This is a genomic window from Bacillus sp. BPN334 (assembly GCF_008368885.1).
GTDB lineage: Bacteria > Bacillota > Bacilli > Bacillales > Bacillaceae_G > Bacillus_A > Bacillus_A wiedmannii.
Map to the genome: position 1 here is coordinate 221813 of NZ_QOZW01000012.1, position 24307 is coordinate 246119.

Here is a 24307-nt window from a genome sequence, read left to right on the forward strand (position 1 = left end):
GTGCACTAATTCAGCAGAAATTATATTTACGAACTGAACTGAGCTTCGTATAAACGGCTATATCCTCCGCCTTGCTCAATTAGTTCCTCATGTGAACCTTGTTCTGCAATACCATCTTTATTTACAACGACGATACGATCTGCATTTTTAATCGTTGCAAGTCTGTGAGCGATAACTAATGTTGTACGGCCGACAGATAGTTCAGCAAGTGATTTTTGAATCGCAAGTTCCGTCTCTGTATCTAATGCGGAAGTCGCTTCATCTAATATTAAAATTGGCGGGTTTTTCAAGAACATACGAGCAATCGCTAGACGTTGCTTCTGTCCACCAGAAAGTTTCACACCACGCTCACCAATAACCGTATCTAAACCGTCTGGTTGTGAGTAAATTAAGTCTTCTAACTGTGCACGTTTTACTGCCTGCCAAATTTCAGCTTCTGACGCCTTTAAGTTTCCGTAAGCGATATTTTCACGAATTGTTCCTGAGAATAAGAACACATCTTGCTGCACAATTCCAATTTGCTTACGAAGTGAAGATAACGTCATATCTTTCGTATCAATACCATCAATTTGAATCGATCCTGACGCTTGTTCATAAAAACGTGGTAATAGACTACATAACGTCGTTTTTCCAGCTCCTGATGGTCCTACGAAAGCAACAGTTTCACCTGCATGTATTTTCAAACTAATATCATTTAAAATCGGTTCTTTATTTTCATATCCGAATGTAATGTTGCTATATTGAATATCACCATGTACATGTTTAACTTCCATTGCATCTTTAGAGTCTACAATATCTGGCTCTGTTTCAAGAAGCTCTACATATCTCTTAAAACCAGCGATCCCTTTCGGATAGCTTTCGATTACCGCATTAATTTTTTCAATTGGGCGGAAGAAAATATTCGTTAATAGAACGAATCCGATAAATCCACCGTACGTTAATTCACCTTGCAGAACAAACCATGTACCGCATATTAAGACGAAGAGCGTTACGAGACGCATGAGCATATAACTAATCGATGAATTTAACGCCATAATTTTATATGCCATTAATTTCGTTGTACGGAAACGAGCATTGTTTACAGCAAATTGATCTTTCTCAAACCTTTCATTTCCGAATGCTTGTACAACACGGATACCACCAACGTTATTCTCAATACATGCATTAAAATCAGCAACGTCTGAGAATAAACGTCTAAACGTACCTGTCATTTTTTTATTGAAGTAAAGTGCCAACCATAATAGGAATGGAATAACGAAGAACGTTAATAGCGCTAACTTCCAGTTGATCATCATCATAAATGAGAATGCCCCAACTAAAGTCATAACAGCGATAAATAAATCTTCTGGTCCATGGTGAGCAATTTCCCCAATTTCCATTAAGTCGTTTGTAAGACGTGAAATTAAATGACCTGTTTTATTATTGTCAAAAAATCTGAATGATAGCTTTTGAATGTGACCAAATAATTTCTGCCTCATATCCGTTTCAATGTTAACACCAAGCATATGTCCCCAATATGTAACGACATATTGTAAGCCTGCATTTAATATATACACTGCAAGTAAACCGAAACAAGCCCATAAAATAAGCGTCCAGTTTTGTCCTGGCAATAACTTATCAATAAATTGATTTACGATAAGCGGGAAGCCAAGTTCTAGTAACCCTGCGACAACCGCGCAAGAAAAGTCGAGTATAAATAAACCTTTATACGGTTTATAGTAAGAAAAAAATTTACGTAGCATATCTTACCTCCATTTTCCAAAATTAAAACACCCTCTAAATGATAACCATTATCAAATAATTATTCAAGTTATCCGTCTATGAAACTAAAAAGAATGTTTGCGATAGTTGTCGTTTTTTTCCGGAAAGTCGATATATTTGAATAATCGCCGATACAAATCCTATTTACTACCCATTCCGCCCCCCACAACAAAAAAAGGTATCACCACAAGGTGATACCCTTTCTTCTATTACATCGCTTCCGAATCCCACTCATGCTCCTGCTGAACAAACACAATTCCTAATTCGTGATGTCCTCCGGCGTATAATGCCGTTTGAGCAAGACGAAGCTCTCCATTTGTATCTAATACTTCTAACTTACAAAATGCTCCTGTCGTCTTCGTTTGAAGCGCATCATAAAATTCCTCAGCGCTTCCTGGAATGACTCCATTTACTTTCGTAATTACTTCTCCAGGCAGTAAATTCAGCTCTGCCCCAATTGTATTCGGGATTGTATCTAATACAACAAGCCCATCATTACGTGCAGCGAAATAAGCCGGTCTTGTCTCATCCGCAATTTTTTCTTGCATGGAAATTGTGAAACGCCCAAGCATTGCGACTCCCATTGCGATAATGGCAAGTACGTGCCACCAATAACTTGCGATTCCTAAAACAAGTACAATTCCTGCTAATCCGTAGACCCGTCTTCCTGTAAATAATAAAGCTTCCGTTGGCTCATAACTTCTAATCTTTCTCATAAATCCAATTAAAAATGGAACGAGGAATAAAGAATAGGTATCTGAACCGATTGAAACGACAGGCCACCATGAAATAAACTGCGTTACTGCATCACCTGGTACAAGAATAAAAATAGGCACGATCCATAAACGCTTTGATTCGTGTAAACCAATCTTTAGCCCACGCTTACCCTTCTTAATCTTCGGCGTAGAATATCCTACTGCATTTTTAGAAATCAACAAGCCCTCTACAACAAGCATGACGCCTAGTAAAATAGCAAGAGATACAATCGTACTCTCTTCACCTTCTCCAAGCTGTAAGAAGGAAACTGGTAGCTTAGAAGATAATAGAACGCATACAATTGCGATACTAAATGTATAAGCTGCTGATAAATATCGATACATAGCAGTTAATCCAAATAATAACGTCCAAAGTAAGATGACCCATAAGCTCGCTTTGGAAACGACAAGGCCAAGTCCAATTGTAATAATAGATACGATTAATCCGTATCCAACTCCCGCAAATAGAGATGTTCGCAGTTCAAACCAAATATCATAAACTTTAAAGGAAAAATTCTTTCGTTCTCGTAACATACGTAAGTATCCAACGAAGATACTACTTATTAAAAATACATAGACAGCAGGGTGTAAGAAAAAACGTCCAACTGCCCGCATTATTTCAAAAATCCATGCCTCCACGAACCCATTCACCACCATTTATATCATTCTTTCTTTTTATATTATCATAACTGGACAAACGTTTGTTTAACACAAAAAAATACAGGCAGCAAACTGCCTGTATTTCTTTTTATCCCGCTTTAATGGGCAGTAAGACCCCCACCTCAAAATTCAGCGAAAGCAAAGAATTTAGGTGGGGGATCAACTGCCCATTAAAGTCCGATTGGTTCAACTAATAATCAGTGGGGGATGAAGAAAACCCCCACTGATTAAAGTTTCACTTTATTTCGCTATTAATTTTAATGCGGACTGTAATTGTAAATCATTTTCTCCAGAACGGATTTTTTCAATAATTTTAGTTTGAATCGCCTCAGCTGTCTTTTTATCCAGCTGTCCCGTCGCTTCCATCTCATTCGCATTTTGGAATGCTTTCAGCGCTGATTCTGTCTCTTTACTAAAGTATCCATCTTCACGCCCCGGTACATATCCTAAACTCTTAAGCATTTCTTGCGCGTGTTTTACTTGCACATCATTTGAATTGTATGAAAGTGTTTTTTCAATTTGAATTGGTGTCGCATGATAATAATCTGGTTGCTTCACTTCTACTGTTGGCGCGATTCCTTTTTTATGAATCCAGTTTCCATCCGGTGTTAACCATTTAAACATCGTTAATTTAATATTGCTACCATCTTTAAATGGAACGGCTTGCTGAACAGTACCTTTACCAAACGTTTTTTCACCAATTAAATCGTATCCTTCTCCCTCTTTTAGCGCACCCGCTAAAATCTCTGAAGCAGAAGCACTTCCGTTATCAATTAATACTGAAATTGGATATGGCTTTTTCTCTTTCAGTTCCGTAGAGAATTTCTTTTTCTCACCATTTCGTTGCTCTACTTGTAGCATCGGCTTTTTATCCGTCATAATTTCCCCTAGTATCTCTTCTACACTATTTAAGTAGCCACCAGGATTACCACGCACATCAATAACTAAGCCTTTTATATTTTTCTTCTCTAACTCTTTTAACTGATCCTTAAATTCTTTCGCCGTATTTTCAGCAAAAGAAGTAATTTGCATATAACCGATATCTTTTCCACTCTCTTGTTTCACAGAACTAAACACTGTGAAGATTGGAATTTTTTCACGCTTAATTTTAAATACAATCGGATCAGCTACTCCTGCACGCTTAATTTCAATCGCGACAGTCGTTCCTTTTTTACCACGAATCTTTAATACTGCTTCTTCACGTGATAAATCTTTCACACTATTTCCATCTACAGATAAAATTTGGTCATTCGGTTTAATTCCAATCTTTTCTGCCGGTGAGCCTTTAATTGGAGATACGATAATAAGCTTACCGTCCGTTTTGTTCACCTCAGCCCCGATCCCCTCTAACTCAGGATCAAGTGATTCACTAAACTGTTTAGCCGTTTCTTTATCCATATACGTGGAATAAGGGTCCTTCAGCGTAGACAACATGCCTTGTATTGCACCTTCGACTAACTTGTCATCCTTCACGTCTTCCACATAACGTGAATCAATTAGTGCATACGCCTCATTAATTTTTGCCAAATTCCCTTGCGCGGTGCTAGCGTTTCCACTCGAAATTGTTTGCGTTACTTCTGCTGGGTTAACCCCAAATAAAGACATACCTGCAAACATTCCGCCAGCACCAATTAAAAATGCAACAACCATTCCAATAATTGCAGCTCTACGTTTCAATGCGGAATTCCCCTTTCCAAAACACACAGGTGGTGTAGCAAAAGGCATCACACAGTGTGTGATGCCTTTACCTATTTCTACTATATGATAAGCTTGTACGAATTATGTTTGCAACTTTTTATACTTTTAAGAAGCGACGAATTGACATTACACTTCCCCACATACCGATTAAAGCCCCGATTAACACTAGTAAACCAGCTAATTGGAATACGAAAGGACTGTATGGTAGAAGTTCGAAAATTGTTCCGCCAAGTTTTTCGTTAAACACACTTTGTAGTGAATTATACGTAACTAGAATTAAGCCAATTGGAATAATTGATCCTAATACTCCTAGGAATAATCCCTCTAATAAGAACGGCCAACGAATAAACCAGTTTGTTGCACCTACCAGTTTCATAATTTCGATTTCTGTACTACGAGCATAAATTGTAATTTTAATTGTATTAGAGATTAAGAACATTGCTGTGAATAAAAGACCAGCAATTAACGCAATCCCGATATTACGTCCTGTTTTTACAGTATCAAATAATTTTTCAACTTGGCCTTTACCGTATTGAACATTACTTACAAACTGCATTTTCTCAATCTTTTTCGCGATTGTCGCTGTATCTGTTGGTTCTTTTGCTTTTACAATGAATACGTTTTTAAGTGGGTTATCTTGTTCAAATAACTCAAACGTTTTTCCGCTATCACCTAAGCTTTTAATTAAGCGTTTTAGCTCTTCTTCTTTAGAAGAATATTTAATAGATTCTACTTTCGCAATCTTACTCATATCATCTTCTAATTTCTTTTGATCAGCTTCTTTTGCTGCTGGATCAATGTGTACACGAATTTCTACATCTTGCTCTACTTTCGTCGCAAAATGGTTCATATTCATTATCGCTGTTAAAAAGACACCTACAAGTAATAATGTAACTGTTACTGCACTAACAGAAGCAAATGTCATCCATCCGTTACGTGATAGATTCTTTACACCTTCTCGCAAATGTCGACTAAGGGTCTTAGCCTTCATATCCGTATCCTCCCTCAATCTCATCTCGAACAATTTTTCCGCCTTCAATCGCGATTACACGATGACGAATTGTATTTACGATATCTGAGTTATGTGTCGCCATAACAATCGTTGTACCACGCTCGTTAATACGCGTAAAAATCTTCATAATATCAAGAGCTGTTTCAATATCTAAGTTACCTGTTGGCTCATCGGCAATTACAACCTTTGGTCTATTAACAATTGCTCTCGCAATCGCAACACGTTGCTGCTCTCCGCCCGAAAGTTCACTTGGTAGTGCGTCTGCACGATCCTCAAGACCTACAAGACCTAAAACTTCTGTTACACGCTCACGAATGGCTTCTTTTTCTTCTTCAATTACTTCTAAGGCAAACGCAACATTCTCATATACCGTTAACTTAGGTAGTAATTTAAAATCTTGGAAAATTACGCCTAATTGACGACGGAAATATGGAACATCTCTTTCTGCTAATGTTTCAATAACAAGTCCATTTACATTAATCGATCCTGTAGATGGCTTCTCTTCACGATACATCATTTTAATAAATGTAGATTTCCCGGCTCCACTCGGTCCAACTACGTATACAAACTCACCTTGTTTAATGTTAACTGTGAGACCAGCAATGGCTTTCATACCATTCGGGTACTCCTTATAAACATTCGTCATTTTTATCATTATTTATCACCCAATACTTAATGATTTTTTTCGAAATACTTTTCTGTACATCTGAAAATAAAAACTTTATTCTCACTTAACCACTCTTGTTGAAGGTAGCTTCCATTCATGCTTTTTATTAGCAGCGCTACTCTATGTAATATATTTCAGCAAAATTCTACAAACCCCATTGTAACATCAAACGGTTTCCAGTTCGGATACATTTTTGTTACAGTTATGTTACACTCCAGAAAAAGGAAACGAGTCGTCATAGTTCTTACCCAAAATCATTTTGGGATAAGATTATATAACCAACTCGTCCATTTTATCCTTTTTATTTATGTTCAGCTAACCACTCAGCTACTTTTTTCGCATCTTCACCTTGAATAATTCCTGGTGACATAGAACCGCGACCTTTTTCAATAATCTTTTCAATCTCTGCTGCATCATATTTCTGCCCCACTTTTCGTAAATCCGGTCCAGTTGCTCCCGATAAATCTTTCGCGTGACAGCCTATACAACTTTTTTGGTAAATTTGCTCTGCGCTATCTGTGCTTGCAGATTGTTTCGAAGGCTTACTCTCTTCTTTATTTCCACATGCTCCTAAAGCAAAAACGACTGATGTTCCTAACGCAATAGCCAACAATTTCTTTTTCACTTCTATCGCTCCCCATTGTTGATATTCTTTTCATTCCTAACACACTCATTTTCATTATAAGCATTATCTTTATATAGAAAAACTAAGGTATATTTCATATTTTTCAAAAATACAGTAAGAACCCTGATAATATAAAGCTTTCATAAGTTGTTTCAATTCTGTGAACAACATAAAAACTTCTATAAAGAATTCTTGTTGAACAGAAAATCAGAAAAGTTCTGTTCAAGTCTTACTCTATTGCCGCTCTGTTTTACTATTCTCTACTTTTTACAATACAATATACAACATTGTATGCTACATATAATCCCATCAAAAAGAGAAGTTGTCGTTTCCAACTTCTCTTCCTCTTTACTTCATCTATAGAAATAAAATCAAATTCTTTATCTCCTCGACTATCCTCAGCATACGCCAACAACTTTGTTGGCTTTTTTTCGCTTATTAGATGCGAGAACGTAAGTAAGCATCAATAAATGGATCAATTTCTCCATCCATAACCGCTTGTACGTTACCAACCTCTGTATTTGTACGGTGGTCTTTCACAAGAGAATACGGGTGGAATACGTAAGAACGAATTTGGCTACCCCATCCGATTTCTTTTTGTTCACCGCGAATTTCATCTAACTCCGCTTGTTGCTCTTCTAATTTCTTTTGGTACAATTTCGCTTTTAACATTTTCATCGCGTGCTCACGGTTTTTAATTTGTGAACGCTCTGACTGACATGTTACAACTGTGTTTGTTGGTGTATGTGTAATACGAACTGCTGAGTCTGTCGTATTAATATGCTGTCCACCTGCACCACTTGCACGGTACGTATCAACTTTTAAGTCTTCTGAACGTATTTCGATTTCAACTTCATCATTGAACTCAGGTACAACTTCACAAGATACGAACGATGTATGACGACGGCCTGAAGAATCGAATGGCGAAATACGTACAAGACGATGTACACCTTTCTCTGCCTTTAAATAACCGTAAGCGTTATGACCTTTAATTAATAAAGTAACACTCTTAATACCAGCTTCATCACCTGGTAAGTAGTCAACCGTTTCTACTTTAAACCCACGTTTTTCAGCCCAACGTGTGTACATACGTAATAACATAGAACCCCAGTCTTGTGACTCTGTTCCACCAGCACCTGGGTGTAATTCTAAAATAGCGTTATTTTTATCATAAGGATCGCTTAGTAGTAACTGAAGCTCATACTCATTCATTTCTTGAATTAAGCCTTTCACTTCAGATTCAAGTTCCTCATGTAAATCTTCATCATACTCTTCTTTTAAAAGCTCATGTGTGATTTCTAAATTTTCGAATGTCTCATCTAACTGACGGAACTTTCCAACCATCTCTTTCAGTGCATTAGCTTCGTTAATTACAGCTTGTGCGCCTTGTTGGTCATCCCAAAATCCTGCACCCATCATTGTCTCTTCTAACTCTGCAATTTGTTTCTCCTTAGTAGGAAGGTCAAAGAGACCCCCTAAAAGCCGCTAATCTCTTAGCCATTTTCTCTAATTCTTGTCTAATTTCTACTAATTCCATTTCCTTCACCTCTATGTAATTGCTGTTACTTTCTTATGAAAACAAGGGAAACTCTCTCCACTTATGACGGAGAGAGTTTAATCTTTCTTAATTATACATTTTTGATGTAAAATTTTGCAAAGCAATCTGGGCTATCGCCCTGTATTACTTCCCGATACCACAGCAGTTTTTATATTTTTTGCCGCTACCACATTTACATAAATCGTTGCGGCCTACTTGGTCACCTTTTACAACTGGTTTTTTCTTCGCTTCTTCGCCATCACTAGATGGATGAACAGCTTCACCTTGAACAACTTCTTGACGCTCTAAGTTTTGTTCAATTTCAGCTTTCATAATGTAACGAGAGATTTCCTCTTCAATAGAAGCAATCATCGACTCGAACATTGCGAATCCTTCCATTTGATACTCACGAAGTGGATCAATTTGACCGTAAGCACGTAAATGAATACCTTCACGAAGGTGATCCATCGCATCAATATGCTCTGTCCATTTCGTATCTACTACACGGAATACAACAACTTTTTCAAACTCACGCATTTGCTCTTCTGGCAGAAGCTTTTCTTTGTCGTTGTAACGCTCTATTAATTTCGCGATAATTGGCTCGCTCATTTCCTCTGGAGCAAGACGACGTAACTCTTCTTCTTTTATATCGCCTTCTTGCAGAAGGTTTGTATTTAAGTAGTCAACAAGACCTTTAATGTTCCAATCTTCTTCAATTTCCTCTTGTGTATGAAGCGCAACAGCACGTTCTACTGTAGATTTCATCATACCTTCAATAATACTGCGTAAGTTCTCAGAATCCATTACTTCTTGACGCTGTTTGTAAATAACTTCACGTTGCTGACGAAGTACATCATCGTACTGCAGTAACTGCTTACGTGCATCATAGTTATTTCCTTCTACACGTTTTTGCGCAGATTCTACCGCACGAGAAACCATTTTACTTTCAATCGGCTGTGAATCATCCATACCAAGACGATCCATCATCGCTTTCATATTGTCAGAACCGAAGCGGCGCATTAGTTCATCTTCCATAGACAAGTAGAACTGCGTTACACCAGGGTCCCCTTGACGACCAGCACGACCACGTAACTGATTATCAATACGACGGCTTTCGTGACGCTCTGTACCGATAACTGCTAGACCAACGTTTTTAATATCGTCTCCAAGCTTAATATCCGTACCACGACCAGCCATATTCGTCGCAATCGTTACAGCACCTTTCATACCAGCTTCTGCAATGATATCTGCTTCTCGCGCATGGTTTTTCGCATTTAAAATGTTATGGCGTACACCTTTACGTGTTAACATTTTTGAAATAAGCTCTGACGTTTCAATTGCAACTGTACCAACAAGAATAGGTTGCCCTTGTTTATGACGATTTACAATATCCTCAACAACTGCATTGAATTTGCCTTCCATTGATTTGAAGATTAAATCAGCACGGTCATCACGAATAATATCTTTGTTCGTTGGAATTACGATAACATTCATATTGTAAATACTACGGAATTCTTCTTCTTCCGTTTTCGCTGTACCAGTCATACCAGATAACTTTTCATACATACGGAAATAGTTCTGGAACGTAATTGTTGCGAGTGTCATACTTTCATTTTGAATTTCTACGCCTTCTTTTGCTTCAATAGCTTGGTGCAAACCTTCGCTATAACGACGACCTTTCATAAGACGACCAGTAAATTGGTCTACAATTACGATTTCGCCTTCTTGTACAACATAATCTGTATCAAGGTGCATGACAACGTGTGCACGAAGCGCCTGATTAATATGGTGAAGAAGTGCGACATGTTTTAAATCGAATAAGTTTTCAATATGGAAAGCTTTCTCTGCTTTCGTAATACCATCTTCAGTTAACATTACATTTTTCGTTTTCACATCAAATGAATACTCTTTTTCATTTTCTAATGTACGAACGAATGCATTTGCAAACATGTATAGCTCTGTTGATTTTTGAGCTTGTCCCGAAATAATAAGCGGCGTACGTGCTTCATCGACTAAAATAGAATCGACTTCATCGATAATAGCAAAATGAAGTGGACGCTGAACGCACTGTTCTCTATATAAAACCATGTTGTCACGTAAGTAATCGAATCCAAGCTCATTATTTGTGCTATACGTAATATCAGCAGCATAAGCCTCTTGTTTCTCTTCGCGTGACATACTGTTTAAGTTAATTCCTACTGTTAAGCCAAGGAACTCATGAAGTTGTCCCATTTCGCTCGCATCACGTTGTGCTAAGTATTCATTGACCGTAACAACGTGAACACCTTTTCCTGTTAAAGCATTTAAATATACAGGTAATGTAGATGTTAACGTTTTACCTTCACCCGTTTTCATCTCAGAGATATTCCCTTCATGTAAGGCAATACCACCCATTAACTGCACACCATACGGACGCATTCCAAGAACACGAGTCGCAGCTTCGCGAACAACTGCAAAAGCTTCAGGAAGTAGATCATCTACTGTCTCACCTTTTGTTAGACGTTCTTTAAATTCAAGCGTCTTTCCTTTTAATTGTTCATCTGTTAGTGGCTTAATAGATGATTCTAATGCATCAATTTGCTCAACTGTCTTCTGCATACGTTTAATTTGGCGTTGATTTACATCAAATACCTTTTTTAAAATACCGATCATAGGAAATACGCTCCTCTTTTTTATTAAAATAAAACTTCCGATTGTTTTTCTTTTTCTCTATTACAATCAGTCGTTGTAAAAATCAAATGTATGTTATGCCAATTTTTCTCCTAATTAAAAAAACTAAAATGTATATACCTAATGATAATTGTAACACTTGTCTTATAACTATGACAACAATCGGCCGAATGTCTCGTTCTAAATTAAGGAAACTTTTTAAAAAAATCTATTTTCAGCAAAAAAAGCGCAGCCATTTCGGCTGCGCTTTTGAATTATTATTTAGTTTCGATTAAACCATATTTCCCGTCTTTACGGCCATATACAACATTAGTTTCATTTGTATCAGCATTTGTGAAGACGAAGAAATTATGTCCTAGCATATCCATTTGTAGGATCGCTTCTTCAACGTCCATCGGTTTTAAATCAAATCGCTTTGTACGTACAAGTTCTAATTCATCCTCTTCTACCGCATCCAGAACAGCTACTGCTTCTGGAAGGATAAAGTTCGTTTTCACAGAACCTTTCTCACGTAACTTACGATTTACCTTTGTTTTATGTTTACGAATTTGTCGCTCAAGTTTATCAACTACTAAATCGATAGCAGCGTACATATCGCTATTAGTTTCTTCTGCACGAAGTAATAAATCAGTAAATGGAATTGTTACCTCGACACGTTGCTTGTCAGAGTATACTTTTAAATTAACTTTAATCTCTGGGAATGTATCAAAATAACGCTCTAACTTACTTAGTTTTTTCTCTACATATTCCTTTAATGCTGGAGTTACTTCAATATTTTCACCACGAATGTTGAATTTCATAGATGAATTCCTCCTTTCAAGCCTATGTACTATAATTTCGACATTGGCTTAAAAACTCCTTCTAACTTTTTTAAAAAAATTAGTGGAATTGCGATTTTTTTATCGTTTTTTGTTGAAATGAAAAGATGCATCGTTTCTATCTTTATTTTATCCTATTAACATCGTGAATAACGAATATAACTGTGGACAATTCGTTACAGAAAAGAAACAACTTTTTGACAACTTGATTCGTAACAAAAACCCCTTGCAAAAACAAGAGGTTCTACCATATATATAACGTTGCCACAAACGCAGCTTTCTCTTCCCAAAAACAATATTCCTACAGTTTTACAACATTAGCTGCTTGTGGTCCACGTGCTCCATCTACAATGTCAAACTCAACTTGTTGCCCTTCTTCTAATGACTTATATCCATCTTGTTGAATCGCAGAAAAATGAACAAACACATCATCACCATCTTCACGCTCAATAAACCCAAATCCCTTTTCTGCATTGAACCATTTCACTCTTCCTTGCATGTTCATTCCATTCCCTTCACTCTTAAAATCAGGGCATTCGCCCCATACTTTGACTATAACGAATGACAACTTACGAAGTCAAAGAAGACTTATCGTCTTTTTATTATCCCTTTCGACAGTTACAGATCAACTTCTACAGAGCGTCAAACTAGAAACTTCCCTTGCTCCTCTATCGTATAAAAGACTTCCAATTTGTCTAACTGTAATTCCTGTCGTATATACATCATCAACGAGTAAGATATGTTGGCCCTGAAACATCTCTTCTCCCTGAAAATAAAAAGGATTACTTCCCGAAAGCCTTTCTTTACGTGTCTTCTTACTTTGCTTTTCTGTTTCCCTTCTTCTTAATGAGGGATAAGAAATTTTGACAGGCAAACAAGCTGCTAATAACTCTGCCTGATTAAAACCACGTTCATATTCCCGTTCCCTACTAAGCGGAACAGCAATAACACTTGAAACATCCGTAAAATACTTTTGAAATAGTTCCCGAAAGGATCGATGAAAAATACGAACCAACTCCGCATCCCCCCGGAACTTAAACTGTGCTAATATTTCTTTCATCTCATCATCGTACACGTGCAAAGAACGATTTTTAAAAGGACGATACTTCTCCACATTTATCCACCTTACGCAATCCATACAAATATCATTTTCTTTATATTCGGAAGGCAAGTCCTCTAAAGGTCGCCCACACTCTATGCAAATCTCTCCTATAATATAGGAAAGTTTCCGCTCACACCTATCACATATATATTTTTTAAGAGGCTTTACAAAGAAGGTGTACCAACTAACTGTTTCCAACATATACTCATCGCAAAGTAGACAATACATTAATCGATTAACCCTTGTTCTTTCGCCTTTTTGTTCATACTTTGAATATGCCTTTTCGCGCGTACCATCGCCTCTGTCTTACCATAATGAAAATAAACGACCTCACCATAAGGTTCTTCAAAACTACGACCTGCTCGGCCTGCAATTTGTACGAGCGCACTTTCTGAAAAGATTGCTTCTTCTGCCCCTAACACCGCAACTTGTAAATTCTTCACAGTTACTCCTCTCTCTAAAATTGTCGTTGTAACTAATAACGGAATTTCTCCCTTTCTGAAAGCTGCTACTTTTTCTTTTCTCATCGGATCTTCTGCATGTACACCATCGATTCTAGGATACAACGTTTTCAATATCAGGCTCAATTCTTCTATATATCGCACATGGGGAACAAATAAAAAAATGGGATACTTTTTGCTTACGTACATTTTTAACCATTGTAGTAACACTCGAGGAATTCTTTTATGGTGGAGACTTTTCTTCCAATTTCCGCACCAGCAAAATAGAGGAACTGGTAACGGGTGCCGGTGATATCGCCCAGAGACAATGACACCTTTTTGTTTACCCCTTCTGAAATTGCGCTTCCACTTTTCATCGGGAGTTGCCGTTAAATAAATACGCGCCGCTTTCTCTTTCATCGCTTGTTCTACTGCATACTGTAGCATTTGATCTGCATGATACGGGAAGGCATCTATCTCATCTACAATCATGACATGAAACGTTCTATAGTAACGTAACAGTTGATGCGTAGTTGCAACGACTAAAGCTGCATCTTTGTCCCTATCTTCACTTCCTCCGTATAAGGACGCTACATTTACATTTGGAAACACTTTTTGTAATCTCGGCGCTAATTCTAGTACAACGTCTGTTCTTGGCGTTGCGATACAAACCCTTTCTCCTTTTCGCAATGCCTCTTCCATACCGTAAAATAACATTTCTGTCTTTCCAGCCCCGCACACAGCCCAAATAAAAAAAGAGTCTTTCTTCTTAATAGCTTCTATAACACCTTGCGCCGCCAACTCCTGACCAGTAGACAAGGCCCCGTTCCACTGTAACGAATTTACACCTTTTTCTCCTTTTCTTTCAGCAATCCCACGAACAAGTACAGCACATTCACTTACCCTCCCCATCGTTATACACTTCCGGCAATACGTACATACTTTACTGCACCTTTTACATAAAAATGATGCAAATAGTCGCTGCTCTATATTTCCGCAGCGCTGACATATATATTTAGAAGCCTTCTTTATTACACCTTGTACACATACGACCTCCCCCTTCTTTTTCAAATCATGTAATGTATCCCGTAAATCTGAAGAGAGTTCCTCTAATAGTAACTGTTTCCCTGCCAACATCAGCAAGCACCTCCAGCACTACTATAAACCCTTCTCATAATCTCGTAAAAACTCAAAAAAGCCGATAACCTACTTATAAAATAGTAAGCTATCGACTTTATATACATTTTTTTATTGAATTGTAATCCTATAATCTTCCGTAACCTAAGAAGTGTTTTTGGTTATAACTACTGCTTAAGCTAGCGTAAGCAATCCCTTTATCACCAGCATGAATCATTTGGCCATTCCCAACGTAAATACCGATGTGAGATGGACCTGGTTTATAAGTACCTTGGAAGAATACTAAATCTCCAGGTTGTGGGCTACTTACTTTAGAAACTGAATTCCAGTAACCTGCAACGTCTTGACGTCCTACACCATAGATGTAAGAAATAAATCCACTACAGTCAAAACCACCGTTTGATGGAGATGCACTTCCCCAAACATATGGCATACCTAAATATTGTTGTGCTTTACCAATTACGCCAGGAGCTGGAGCTGGTGTTGGTGCTGGTTTTTTCTCTTCTTTTTTAGGTTCTTCTTTTTTAGGTTCTTCCTTTTTAGGCTCTTCTTTTTGAGCTTGTCCACCATTATTTGCTGGTGCAGCTTGCTCTGCAGGTGCTGGCTGAGCTTGCGCAGCTTTAGCAGCTTGTTCTGCTTGTTTTTGAGCAGCAGCTTCTTGTGCAGCTTTTTCTTGTGCTTCTTGTTCAGCAATACGTTGTAATTGTAGTGCTTGTTTTTCAAGATCTTTCAATTGACTTTCCGTACTTGTCATTGAAGTTACAACTGTATCCATTTTACCGCTTAAATCATTTACTGCTGTTGATTTTTTCGCTTTTTCAGCGTCAAGTTCTTTCTTAGCAGTTTCAATTTGGGCTTGTGCTTCTTTTAATTCTTTTTGCTTTGTTTTTACCGTTTCAACATCTTTTTTCACGTTCGCTTGATCTTCTTGTTGTGTTTTCATGATATCTTCATCAGACTCAAGAATTTTAGAAACAGAAGTTAAACGATCAACTAAATCTGCAACGTTTTTAGAGTTTACAAGAACTTCTGTTACAACGTTTGTATTTGGTTGTTCTTGAAGTGCAACTAAACGTTTTCTTAATAACTCTTCACGTTTTGCAATTTTCGTTTGTAGTTCTGCAATATCTTTATTTTTATTTTCGATTAATTGCTCAGTATCCGCAACTTTTTTCGTTGTTTCATCAAGTTTAGAAGCATTCGCTTGAACAGATTTATCCAAACCTTGAATTGTTTTGTTTAAGTCATTCATTTGTTTTTGTAATTCATCACGTTCTTGTTGTTGTTTATGTAAAGTGTCATTTTGTGTATTAATTTGTGATTTCACGTCAGAAATTTTATCTTCTGCAAATACATTTGGTGTTAGTCCTGAAAACATTAACCCTGCAACTAATGCGCAAGATGCCATTTTTAGCTTTTTCATTTTATTTTTTACACCGCTTTCTTTTGTCTTTTTCCGTATATAACCTATAAAATTTATACCATAATTCGGGATTTTTTTTGCTAATGTTACGCTATTGTAAAACAAATGTAATATTATATGTAACTCTATCGCAAAATATGCATATTTTTGTATATATGTGTAGAATTCTAAAAGCTTTTTATAAGCAAAGAAAAAACGCAAGGTTTCCCTTACGTTTTGTTACATACACTAATACGAATGAAATCAAAACGTTATTTCATCCATTTCTCAGCCCAATTTTGGACTTCATCCATAACACTTTCTAATGCTTTCCCTTTTTCAGTTAAGCCGTACTCGATTCGAACTGGTACTTCTGGATAAACATTACGCACTACAATGCCTTCGCTTTCCAATTCCTTTAAACGCTCTGATAACATACGATCGCTCATATTCGGTATAATATCTGCGATTTCTCTAAAACGTTTTGACTCTTCAAGCAAAGATTTAATAATTAAGCCAGTCCATTTTTTACTAAGCAAAGTAAAAGCTGACTCAAACTTTGGACATAAACAAGAATTATGCTCCATATGTTTCACCTCTCTTCCATTATAATATAGTTTCTTGTAAAAAGTAAGTTATAAAACTTTCCTCATTATTTTATTTTACGTACATTTTACCATTTCCAAATATTAACTTGTCAACTACACGTAAAATATCCGTAAAAAAACCCTCTTCAAAAAGAGAGCTTTTTATATCTTATTACTTCGTATACCATCCAAGACCTAGTGCACCTTCACCTAAATGCGTACCAATTACAGCACCGAAATAGCCTGTGCGGATTGTAACATGAGGATATTTTGCTTCTAATTCTGCCTTCCATTCATTCGCTTCCTCTTCACGTTGTGCATGAATGATAACTGCTTCCATAGGTACACCTTGACTTGCTTGCTCATCAAAAATTTCAACAATTCGTTTTAACGCTTTTTTACGTGTACGAATCTTTTCAAATGGAATAATGATTTTATCTCTAAAATATAAAACAGGCTTCACTTGTAACAAACTACCAATGAAAGCTTGTGCACTATTTAATCGTCCTCCACGTTGTAAATGATGTAAATCATCCACTACAAAATAAGCGTCCATCGTTTTCTTCATTTCATCAAAACGGGCAACGATCTCTTTCGGATCCTTTCCTTCGCTTGCTAGCTTTGCACCTTCACGTACATAGAATCCTTGTACTTCACAACTAATTTCAGAGTCGTACGTATATACATCAATACCCTCTACCATTTGCCCGGCTGTCGTTGCCGTTTGATATGTACCACTAATCCCACTTGAAAGATGAATGCTAATAACCGCATCATAATCCTTAGATAGTTCTTCAAATAACTCAACAAACTTTCCGATTGCTGGCTGAGAAGTTTTCGGAAGTTCTTCTTGCTCACGTACTTTTACATAGAAATCATCTACTGAAATTTCAGCTTCTTCTTGATAAGATTCCGTTCCAAACACAACGTTTAATGGAATCATATATATATTGAGTTCATCACGAATATGCTTCGGTATATATGCTGTACTATCAGTAACAATAGCTGTTTTCATTTGCGTACCTGCCTTATAAAAAAGTTTTTATTCCCTAAGTTTACACGAAAACTAAAAATGGTGCATCCATACATGAAAATGCCGATTTGAAATCATACTTACCATCTCGACAAATTACAACAAGAAGGTGAAATACTCACCAAAAATTTCAACTTATTTATAAAAAATGTTTGAATATAAAAACGCTCGCTTTTAAAATGTAAAGTACTAGTCATTTTGGTAGATAGGGGCGTATACGAGTGTTATTACAATATTTAACAATCAAAGACTACGGTGAGCACGAAATTGTCATTCAAAAATCAAGATTTATTTGTTACGTTAGCAGAGCTACAACCGAAGCAGAAGCTCAAGAATTTATACAAAAAATAAAAAAACAAAATTGGAATGCCACACATAATTGTTCTGCGTATTTGATTGGCGAACAAGATCAAATCCAAAAAGCAAATGATGATGGAGAACCTAGCGGCACAGCTGGCGTACCTATGTTAGAGGTACTAAAAAAACGCGGTTTAAAAGATACCGTCGTTGTCGTTACACGCTATTTTGGTGGCATCAAACTTGGCGCAGGTGGATTAATTCGCGCATATGGAAAATGTACAAGCGAAGGCATTAATCATGTCGGTGTTGTTCAGCGAAAACTAATGCGTGTTATGCAGACCGAAATTGATTACACATTACTTGGCAAAATTGAAAATGAATTACGTAATTCGAAATATGCCATTAAAGATATACATTATCTCGAAAATGTCACATTTGATACGTATGTAGAAGAAGACGGAAAACAAGCATTCACAGATTGGATGATTGAGTTAACAAATGGGAAATGTACAATTACAGAAGGAGATATGTTGTACTTAGAACAAGATGTTATCTAAGAATAACTACATCCTCACCTTTAAAGATTAATGTAGTGAATTACTTTCCTACAAATGAACTAAGGAGATTATATATGGAAGAACGTTATTATCATCTCCAAAATAGCAGAATAAAAAAGAAACGAAGAAGAAAGTTTTTCTACTTCCTTATTTTCGTATTTTTATTTGGTGGTGTAGGACTTTATATATTAAATTCCTACTCTTCTCTCATGGGGATGTATAGTGGTTTTACTCGTGAAAAATCGGACTTGAGAACCGAAGATGTAGAAATTACAAAGGAGCCTTTTACACTCCTCATTATGGGTATAGAAGATTACGCAACGGACGGTCAAAACGGTCGTACAGATTCATTAATGTTTGCGACCGTCAACCCTAAAACTAAAAAGATTTCGCTTATGAGTATCCCTCGTGATAGTCGCGTTCCAATTGTTGGTAAGAACAAAGAGGACAAAATTAACGCTGCGCACGCTTACGGTGGAGAAGAAATGGCAATCAAAACTGTCGAAGGTTTTCTAAAAGTGCCTGTAGACCATTATCTTAAAATTGATTTCCAAGGCTTTAAAGGTATTGTTGATGCTGTTGGCGGTGTTACTGTTGATGTCCCATTCGATTTTTGGGAGCGTTCGGACGTGGATTACTACAAAAAAATCGAATTTAAGCAAGGACAACAAGACTTAAATGGGGAAGAAGCACTCGCATATGTACGTATGCGAAAGCAGGATCCAAACGGCGATTATGGTCGGGCCGCTAGACAAAGACAATTACTAGCCGCTGTTGCTCAAAAACTAAATTCAGCCTCTACCGTATTTAAAATTAAAGATTTAACGGCCGTCGTTGGAAAATATATAAAAACTGACATTCCTATTTCTGACGGACTTGCACTTTACAATAAACTATCTGGGTTTGATCCTTCTACAATACAAACGTTCAAACTTGAAGGAGAAGACAAAAAAATAGGTGGGATTTATTACTTCCTTCCAGACCCAATCGGTGTAGAGACAGTACGTAACGAAATTAAAAAAGAATTAGGAGAAACAGCAAACACTCAAGAAAATCCAACTACAAAAACCCAATCAAATCCTTCTTCAAATGCTAACTCTAACGAAAAAGCGAAGAAAGAAACGAATCAGAATCAGAACCAAACACCAACTGAACCTCCTCCATCCACAAATGCTCATGCAGAGTGGATTATGAGAAATCAGCAATAACAAAAAGAGCCAAATCGCATATGATTTGGCTCTTTTTTATTTACTTATTAAAGTGTTGCAAAATTGCTTCTACAATACGCTCTGATGCACGGCCATCACCGTAAGGATTAGATGCTTTTGACATCTTATCATGAGCTGCTTTATCTGATAACAACTCATCAGCAAGACCAAAGATTGTCTCTTCGTCTGTTCCTGCTAATTTCAATGTACCTGCGTCAATACCTTCTGGGCGTTCTGTTGTATCACGAAGAACAAGAACCGGTACACCTAATGACGGCGCTTCTTCTTGTACACCACCAGAATCAGTTAACATTAAGTATGAACGAGCTGCAACATTGTGGAAATCAATTACATCTAGCGGCTCAATTAAATGAATGCGGCTATGATCGCCTAAAATATCATTCGCTGTTTCACGAACAACAGGGTTCATATGAACAGGATACACAACTTGTACGTCTTCATGCTTATCAACAAGACGTTTAATTGCACGGAACATGTTACGCATTGGCTCTCCTAAATTTTCACGACGGTGAGCTGTCATAAGTACAAGACGATCGTTTCCAAGTTTCTCTAGTACAGGATGACTATATGTTTCTTTTACAGTCGTTTTTAGTGCGTCAATCGCTGTATTTCCTGTTATGAAAATGCGTGACTCGTCTTTATTTTCTTTCTGTAAGTTCGTTGCTGATTTTGTTGTAGGTGAGAAATGAAGATCTGCCATGACGCCTGTTAATTGGCGATTCATCTCTTCTGGGTATGGAGAATATTTATCCCATGTACGAAGTCCTGCTTCAACATGCCCTACTGGAATTTGATTGTAGAAAGCAGCTAAACTTGCAATAAATGTTGTCGTTGTATCACCATGTACAAGTACAATATCCGGCTTTGCTTCTTTCATTACTTTATCCAAACCTTCTAAACCACGCGTTGTAATATCAATTAAAGTTTGGCGGTCTTTCATAATATTCAAATCGAAATCTGGCGTAATTCCAAAGATACTTAATACTTGGTCTAACATTTGACGATGTTGTGCTGTTACAGTCACAATCGATTCAATTTTGTCTGGATGCTTTTGCAACTCTAACACAAGAGGTGCCATTTTAATTGCTTCTGGACGTGTCCCGAAAATTGTCATTACTTTTAAACGTTCAGTCATTTCATTGCCTCTTTTCTTTCACTAGTTACAAATTCTATTATGACATATAAGAATATACATGAATACATGCCTTTTTAACGAATAACGGAAAAGTCCCTTTTACAAATACTTTCTCTTCCAACCGAATAATAATCTATTTCTTGCTTCTTGACATCCTCAATAGTATAACAATTTCTTCCATCTAATAAAATAGGCTCTCTCATAAGTTGTGCGTACTTTTCTAACGGATAAGCTCGGATAGCCTCCCATTCTGTCATGATAAAAGCCGCACTCGCTCCTCTAATCGATTCATCTATACATTCGCTATATTGTATAGTCTCTCCAAAGATATTTTTCATATTTGGAATCGCTTTTGGGTCATATAGAACTACATCCGCACCTATATGAATTAATTCTTGTATCATAATAAGGGACGGTGCGTCTCTTATATCATCAGTATTCGGTTTAAATGCCGCTCCCAGCACCGCAATCCGCTTCTTGTTCATATTTAATACTTTCTTCGCTTTCTCAATCAATAACAACTGTTGTTTATTATTCACTTCAATGACTGCTTTTAACAAGCGAAAATCATGCGCCACATTCCCTGCAATTTGCACAAGGGCTTTCGTATCTTTCGGAAAACACGAACCCCCATAACCAATGCCAGCATTTAAAAAAGACGCCCCAATTCTCTTATCCATTCCCATCCCTTGTGCAACGTCTAATACATTGGCTCCTACCTTCTCACATATATTTGAGATTTCATTGATAAAACTAATTTTTGTCGCTAAAAAAGCATTCGATGCATATTTAATCATCTCTGCACTTTTTATATCTGTAACATACGTTTTTAAGCGTAATTCACTATACAAATTCTCCACTTTTCGTGCCGCTTCCTCATTATCTGCTCCAATTACAATACGATCTCCCTGAAAAAAATCGTAAATCCCTGAACCTTCCCGTAAAAATTCCGGATTCGATACGATATGTAATTCATATCTATTTTGTAATTTCTCCTCAATCCATCCCCTCATAACATCATTTGTACCTACAGGAACCGTACTTTTCGTAACGACAATAATGTCGTTCGTCGCATATGTTCCAATATCGTCACAAGCACTTCGAATATATGTTAAATCCGCTGTCCCATCTAATAAAGATGGCGTTCCAACTGCAATAAATATAAATTCTGCATCGTAAAATGCTTTTACTCTACTTGTTGTAAAAGTTAAACAATCATTCTCACATGCATCATTTATTAATTCATATAAACCCGCTTCATAAATAGGCAAATCTCCTTGCTTTATCCGTTCCATTTTCTCATCATTTATATCAAAACATGTGACTGAATGGCCTAACATTGCCAATCCTACTCCTGTAATTAATCCAACGTATCCGGTACCTATTATCGTAATTTTCATTTCCTTTTCGCACAGGAATATACAATAGGAAATATACGAATACATAGAATTCTCCCTGTGCTTCCCCCTCTCACATTAAAAATGAGAAAACTCTTTTACTTCTTTATTATATGAATTACTTTTTCCATTCTTTTTTAAGTTTTTGTAAAATTACATGTAAGAATATAAAATGAAACTTTATTCAGTGAGGGGCATCCATCATCGACTAATTATTAGTTAAACCAATCGGCCTTTTACAGGAATTAAGATCGCCACCTACTTCTTTTCTCCAACTGAATTTTGAGGTGCGAACCTTACTGCCCGTTCATGCAGATAAATTCCCACATTTTAACACGGAACTTACTCATTTCTACGTGTAACACTTATAATACTGAAATAAAAGTATTCACTATCGAAGAAAAAGAGAAAATGTCATATTCCAAAGCCCAATACGATTAACCTTCTCAAATGATTCAACATTCTGTATACAATTGTCATATATTCTATCTGCTTCCATTTACCGTAAACAGAAAAAAAGATTGAATTCTAATCTTTTTGTGATACCATATGTTATGAGCCTGTAAATAAACATCATAATTTTCAGATAAATGTATTAAAAAATTTACGTTAGACTATAAAAGGGTGGGGTATTAATGGACTCACAAGTGATTTATGCCATTTTGGCATCTTTCATCACTGTACTCGTCGTTACTCCTTTAGTTATTAAGTTAGCTTTTAAAATAGGAGCAACAGATAAGCCAAACGCTCGTAAAGTACACCAAAAGATTATGCCTCGTCTTGGCGGATTAGCGATATTTATTGGTGTAGCTGTAGGATTTGTTGTCGGCGGCTTATATGAACAAAGAATGTTATCGATAACGCTAGGTGCGATTATCATTGTAATCATCGGTATTTTAGATGATATGTACGAGTTATCTGCGAAGGTAAAATTCGGTGGACAACTATTAGTTGCCATAATGATTGTAAAAAGTGGATTATTAGTGCAAGTATTATATATTCCAATCCTCGGGGATACTGAACTCGGATGGCTTGCTTATCCAATTACAGTATTTTGGATTGTAGGTATTACAAATGCAATCAACTTAATTGATGGCTTAGATGGGTTATCTGCTGGTATTTCATCTATCGTACTTGCAACGCTAGCATATATGGCCTTCACTAGCCCATGGGGCACTGGAGCCGCTATTATCTTACCGCTAGCATTAATTACATTAGCAAGTACAATTGGATTTTTATTCTACAACTTCCATCCAGCAAAAATTTTCATGGGAGATACAGGCGCACTATTTTTAGGATACTGTATTTCTGTTATATCGTTACTTGGATTATACAAAAGTGTAACGTTATTCAGCTTTATCGTTCCAGTTATCATTTTAGGCGTACCTGTATTTGATACGACATTTGCAATTATCCGCCGTATCGTAAATAAAAAACCTATTTCAGCACCAGATAAATCGCATTTACATCACCGTTTACTTGCAATGGGCTTCTCTCATCGTAAAACGGTACTAATTATATACGCATTCGGTATTTTCTTTAGTGTAAATGCAATCATTTTCTCTAGTGCGACATTATGGTTATCCATTATTCTTCTTTTCGTTTTAATCTTCTTTACAGAAATCATTGCTGAAGTAATTGGGCTTGTACATGAACGTTACAAACCACTTATTTCCTTCTATAAAAAAGTGAAAAAACGCGAAGACTAATTGTAGTATAGCCTTTACAATTATGAAATATTCAAATAGCACCCTCTTTCTTATAAGAGGGTGCTATTTTTTATTT

General features: G+C 36.8%; 20 protein-coding genes. 3 read left to right on the forward strand and 17 right to left on the reverse strand.

The window, feature by feature from the left end; all coding sequences use genetic code 11:
- Positions 1-26: 26 nt before the first annotated feature.
- The 15 genes from DN393_RS18950 to DN393_RS19025 all read right to left on the reverse strand — a co-directional run bounded on the left by DN393_RS18950 (position 27) and on the right by DN393_RS19025 (position 17886).
- A complete protein-coding gene (locus DN393_RS18950; protein ID WP_149173761.1) occupies positions 27-1742 on the reverse strand; it encodes an ABC transporter ATP-binding protein in 1716 nt (571 codons plus the stop codon).
- 228 nt (positions 1743-1970) lie between these two features.
- Entirely contained in the window at positions 1971-3155 is a 1185-nt protein-coding gene (locus DN393_RS18955; RefSeq protein ID WP_149173762.1) for a PDZ domain-containing protein, read from the reverse strand.
- Positions 3156-3416: 261 nt separating this feature from the next.
- Positions 3417-4853, reverse strand: a complete 1437-nt coding sequence (locus tag DN393_RS18960) for a S41 family peptidase (RefSeq protein ID WP_472926287.1) — start codon at positions 4851-4853, stop codon at positions 3417-3419.
- A gap of 118 nt (positions 4854-4971) precedes the next feature.
- On the reverse strand, positions 4972-5865 hold the full coding sequence (ftsX, locus tag DN393_RS18965; RefSeq protein ID WP_000645020.1) for a permease-like cell division protein FtsX: 894 nt from the start codon (positions 5863-5865) through the stop codon (positions 4972-4974).
- Positions 5855-6541, reverse strand: coding sequence for a cell division ATP-binding protein FtsE (ftsE, locus tag DN393_RS18970; protein ID WP_000594325.1), 687 nt, complete (start codon positions 6539-6541; stop codon positions 5855-5857). The genes ftsX and ftsE overlap by 11 nt, the downstream gene beginning before the upstream one ends.
- 313 nt (positions 6542-6854) lie before the next feature.
- A complete protein-coding gene (cccB, locus tag DN393_RS18980) occupies positions 6855-7178 on the reverse strand; it encodes a cytochrome c551 (RefSeq protein ID WP_000727965.1) in 324 nt (107 codons plus the stop codon).
- Between the two features lie 438 nt (positions 7179-7616).
- Positions 7617-8715, reverse strand: a protein-coding gene (prfB, locus tag DN393_RS18985; RefSeq protein ID WP_096001656.1) for a peptide chain release factor 2 whose coding sequence is annotated in 2 segments (ribosomal slippage) — positions 7617-8642 and positions 8644-8715 — 1098 coding nt in all. Because the reading frame shifts where the segments join, the coding sequence is not laid out codon by codon here.
- A gap of 144 nt (positions 8716-8859) precedes the next feature.
- The gene (gene secA, locus DN393_RS18990; protein WP_000579393.1) at positions 8860-11367 is read right to left on the reverse strand and encodes a preprotein translocase subunit SecA; all 2508 of its coding nucleotides are present in this window, start codon (positions 11365-11367) and stop codon (positions 8860-8862) included.
- A gap of 275 nt (positions 11368-11642) precedes the next feature.
- Positions 11643-12185 (reverse strand): ribosome hibernation-promoting factor, HPF/YfiA family, encoded by a 543-nt coding sequence (gene hpf, locus DN393_RS18995; RefSeq protein WP_000671193.1) that lies wholly within the window; start codon positions 12183-12185, stop codon positions 11643-11645.
- 319 nt (positions 12186-12504) lie between these two features.
- On the reverse strand, positions 12505-12702 hold the full coding sequence (gene cspC, locus DN393_RS19000; RefSeq protein WP_001990088.1) for a cold shock protein CspC: 198 nt from the start codon (positions 12700-12702) through the stop codon (positions 12505-12507).
- Positions 12703-12828: 126 nt separating this feature from the next.
- On the reverse strand, positions 12829-13533 hold the full coding sequence (locus tag DN393_RS19005) for a ComF family protein (RefSeq protein ID WP_064476195.1): 705 nt from the start codon (positions 13531-13533) through the stop codon (positions 12829-12831).
- Positions 13533-14882: an ATP-dependent helicase ComFA gene (gene comFA / locus DN393_RS19010; RefSeq protein WP_064476194.1), complete on the reverse strand. Its 1350-nt coding sequence runs from the start codon at positions 14880-14882 to the stop codon at positions 13533-13535. The genes DN393_RS19005 and comFA overlap by 1 nt, the downstream gene beginning before the upstream one ends.
- Positions 14883-15009: 127 nt before the next feature.
- Entirely contained in the window at positions 15010-16410 is a 1401-nt protein-coding gene (locus DN393_RS19015) for a C40 family peptidase (protein ID WP_149173808.1), read from the reverse strand.
- Between the two features lie 146 nt (positions 16411-16556).
- The gene (locus DN393_RS19020; RefSeq protein WP_000400858.1) at positions 16557-16871 is read right to left on the reverse strand and encodes a winged helix-turn-helix transcriptional regulator; all 315 of its coding nucleotides are present in this window, start codon (positions 16869-16871) and stop codon (positions 16557-16559) included.
- A 172-nt stretch (positions 16872-17043) separates the two neighbouring features.
- Complete coding sequence (locus DN393_RS19025; protein WP_000844775.1) at positions 17044-17886, reverse strand: DegV family protein; 843 nt, start codon at positions 17884-17886, stop codon at positions 17044-17046.
- Positions 17887-18125: 239 nt separating this feature from the next.
- Between DN393_RS19025 and DN393_RS19030 the strand changes: the two genes are divergently transcribed.
- Together DN393_RS19030 and DN393_RS19035 are read left to right on the forward strand one after the other, a co-directional pair.
- Positions 18126-18761: a YigZ family protein gene (locus tag DN393_RS19030; protein ID WP_000926678.1), complete on the forward strand. Its 636-nt coding sequence runs from the start codon at positions 18126-18128 to the stop codon at positions 18759-18761.
- A gap of 74 nt (positions 18762-18835) precedes the next feature.
- Positions 18836-19969, forward strand: coding sequence for an LCP family protein (locus DN393_RS19035; RefSeq protein WP_064476193.1), 1134 nt, complete (start codon positions 18836-18838; stop codon positions 19967-19969).
- A 40-nt stretch (positions 19970-20009) separates the two neighbouring features.
- Here DN393_RS19035 and wecB read toward each other — a convergent pair whose 3' ends face one another.
- Positions 20010-21125, reverse strand: coding sequence for a non-hydrolyzing UDP-N-acetylglucosamine 2-epimerase (wecB, locus tag DN393_RS19040; protein ID WP_088047796.1), 1116 nt, complete (start codon positions 21123-21125; stop codon positions 20010-20012).
- 74 nt (positions 21126-21199) lie between these two features.
- Positions 21200-22570, reverse strand: a complete 1371-nt coding sequence (locus DN393_RS19045) for a UDP-glucose dehydrogenase family protein (RefSeq protein ID WP_149173763.1) — start codon at positions 22568-22570, stop codon at positions 21200-21202.
- Between the two features lie 587 nt (positions 22571-23157).
- Between DN393_RS19045 and DN393_RS19050 the strand changes: the two genes are divergently transcribed.
- Positions 23158-24231: a glycosyltransferase family 4 protein gene (locus DN393_RS19050; RefSeq protein ID WP_016718934.1), complete on the forward strand. Its 1074-nt coding sequence runs from the start codon at positions 23158-23160 to the stop codon at positions 24229-24231.
- Positions 24232-24307 lie beyond the last annotated feature (76 nt).

Coding starts and splice junctions, on each gene's coding strand:
- DN393_RS18950 (WP_149173761.1), bottom strand. CDS start 1,742: ATGCTACGTAAATTTTTTTCTTACTATAAACCGTATAAAGGTTTATTT.
- ftsX (WP_000645020.1), bottom strand. CDS start 5,865: ATGAAGGCTAAGACCCTTAGTCGACATTTGCGAGAAGGTGTAAAGAAT.
- ftsE (WP_000594325.1), bottom strand. CDS start 6,541: ATGATAAAAATGACGAATGTTTATAAGGAGTACCCGAATGGTATGAAA.
- secA (WP_000579393.1), bottom strand. CDS start 11,367: ATGATCGGTATTTTAAAAAAGGTATTTGATGTAAATCAACGCCAAATT.
- hpf (WP_000671193.1), bottom strand. CDS start 12,185: ATGAAATTCAACATTCGTGGTGAAAATATTGAAGTAACTCCAGCATTA.
- cspC (WP_001990088.1), bottom strand. CDS start 12,702: ATGCAAGGAAGAGTGAAATGGTTCAATGCAGAAAAGGGATTTGGGTTT.
- DN393_RS19005 (WP_064476195.1), bottom strand. CDS start 13,533: ATGTATTGTCTACTTTGCGATGAGTATATGTTGGAAACAGTTAGTTGG.
- comFA (WP_064476194.1), bottom strand. CDS start 14,882: ATGTTGGCAGGGAAACAGTTACTATTAGAGGAACTCTCTTCAGATTTA.
- DN393_RS19020 (WP_000400858.1), bottom strand. CDS start 16,871: ATGGAGCATAATTCTTGTTTATGTCCAAAGTTTGAGTCAGCTTTTACT.
- DN393_RS19025 (WP_000844775.1), bottom strand. CDS start 17,886: ATGAAAACAGCTATTGTTACTGATAGTACAGCATATATACCGAAGCAT.
- DN393_RS19035 (WP_064476193.1), top strand. CDS start 18,836: ATGGAAGAACGTTATTATCATCTCCAAAATAGCAGAATAAAAAAGAAA.
- wecB (WP_088047796.1), bottom strand. CDS start 21,125: ATGACTGAACGTTTAAAAGTAATGACAATTTTCGGGACACGTCCAGAA.
- DN393_RS19045 (WP_149173763.1), bottom strand. CDS start 22,570: ATGTATTCGTATATTTCCTATTGTATATTCCTGTGCGAAAAGGAAATG.
- DN393_RS19050 (WP_016718934.1), top strand. CDS start 23,158: ATGGACTCACAAGTGATTTATGCCATTTTGGCATCTTTCATCACTGTA.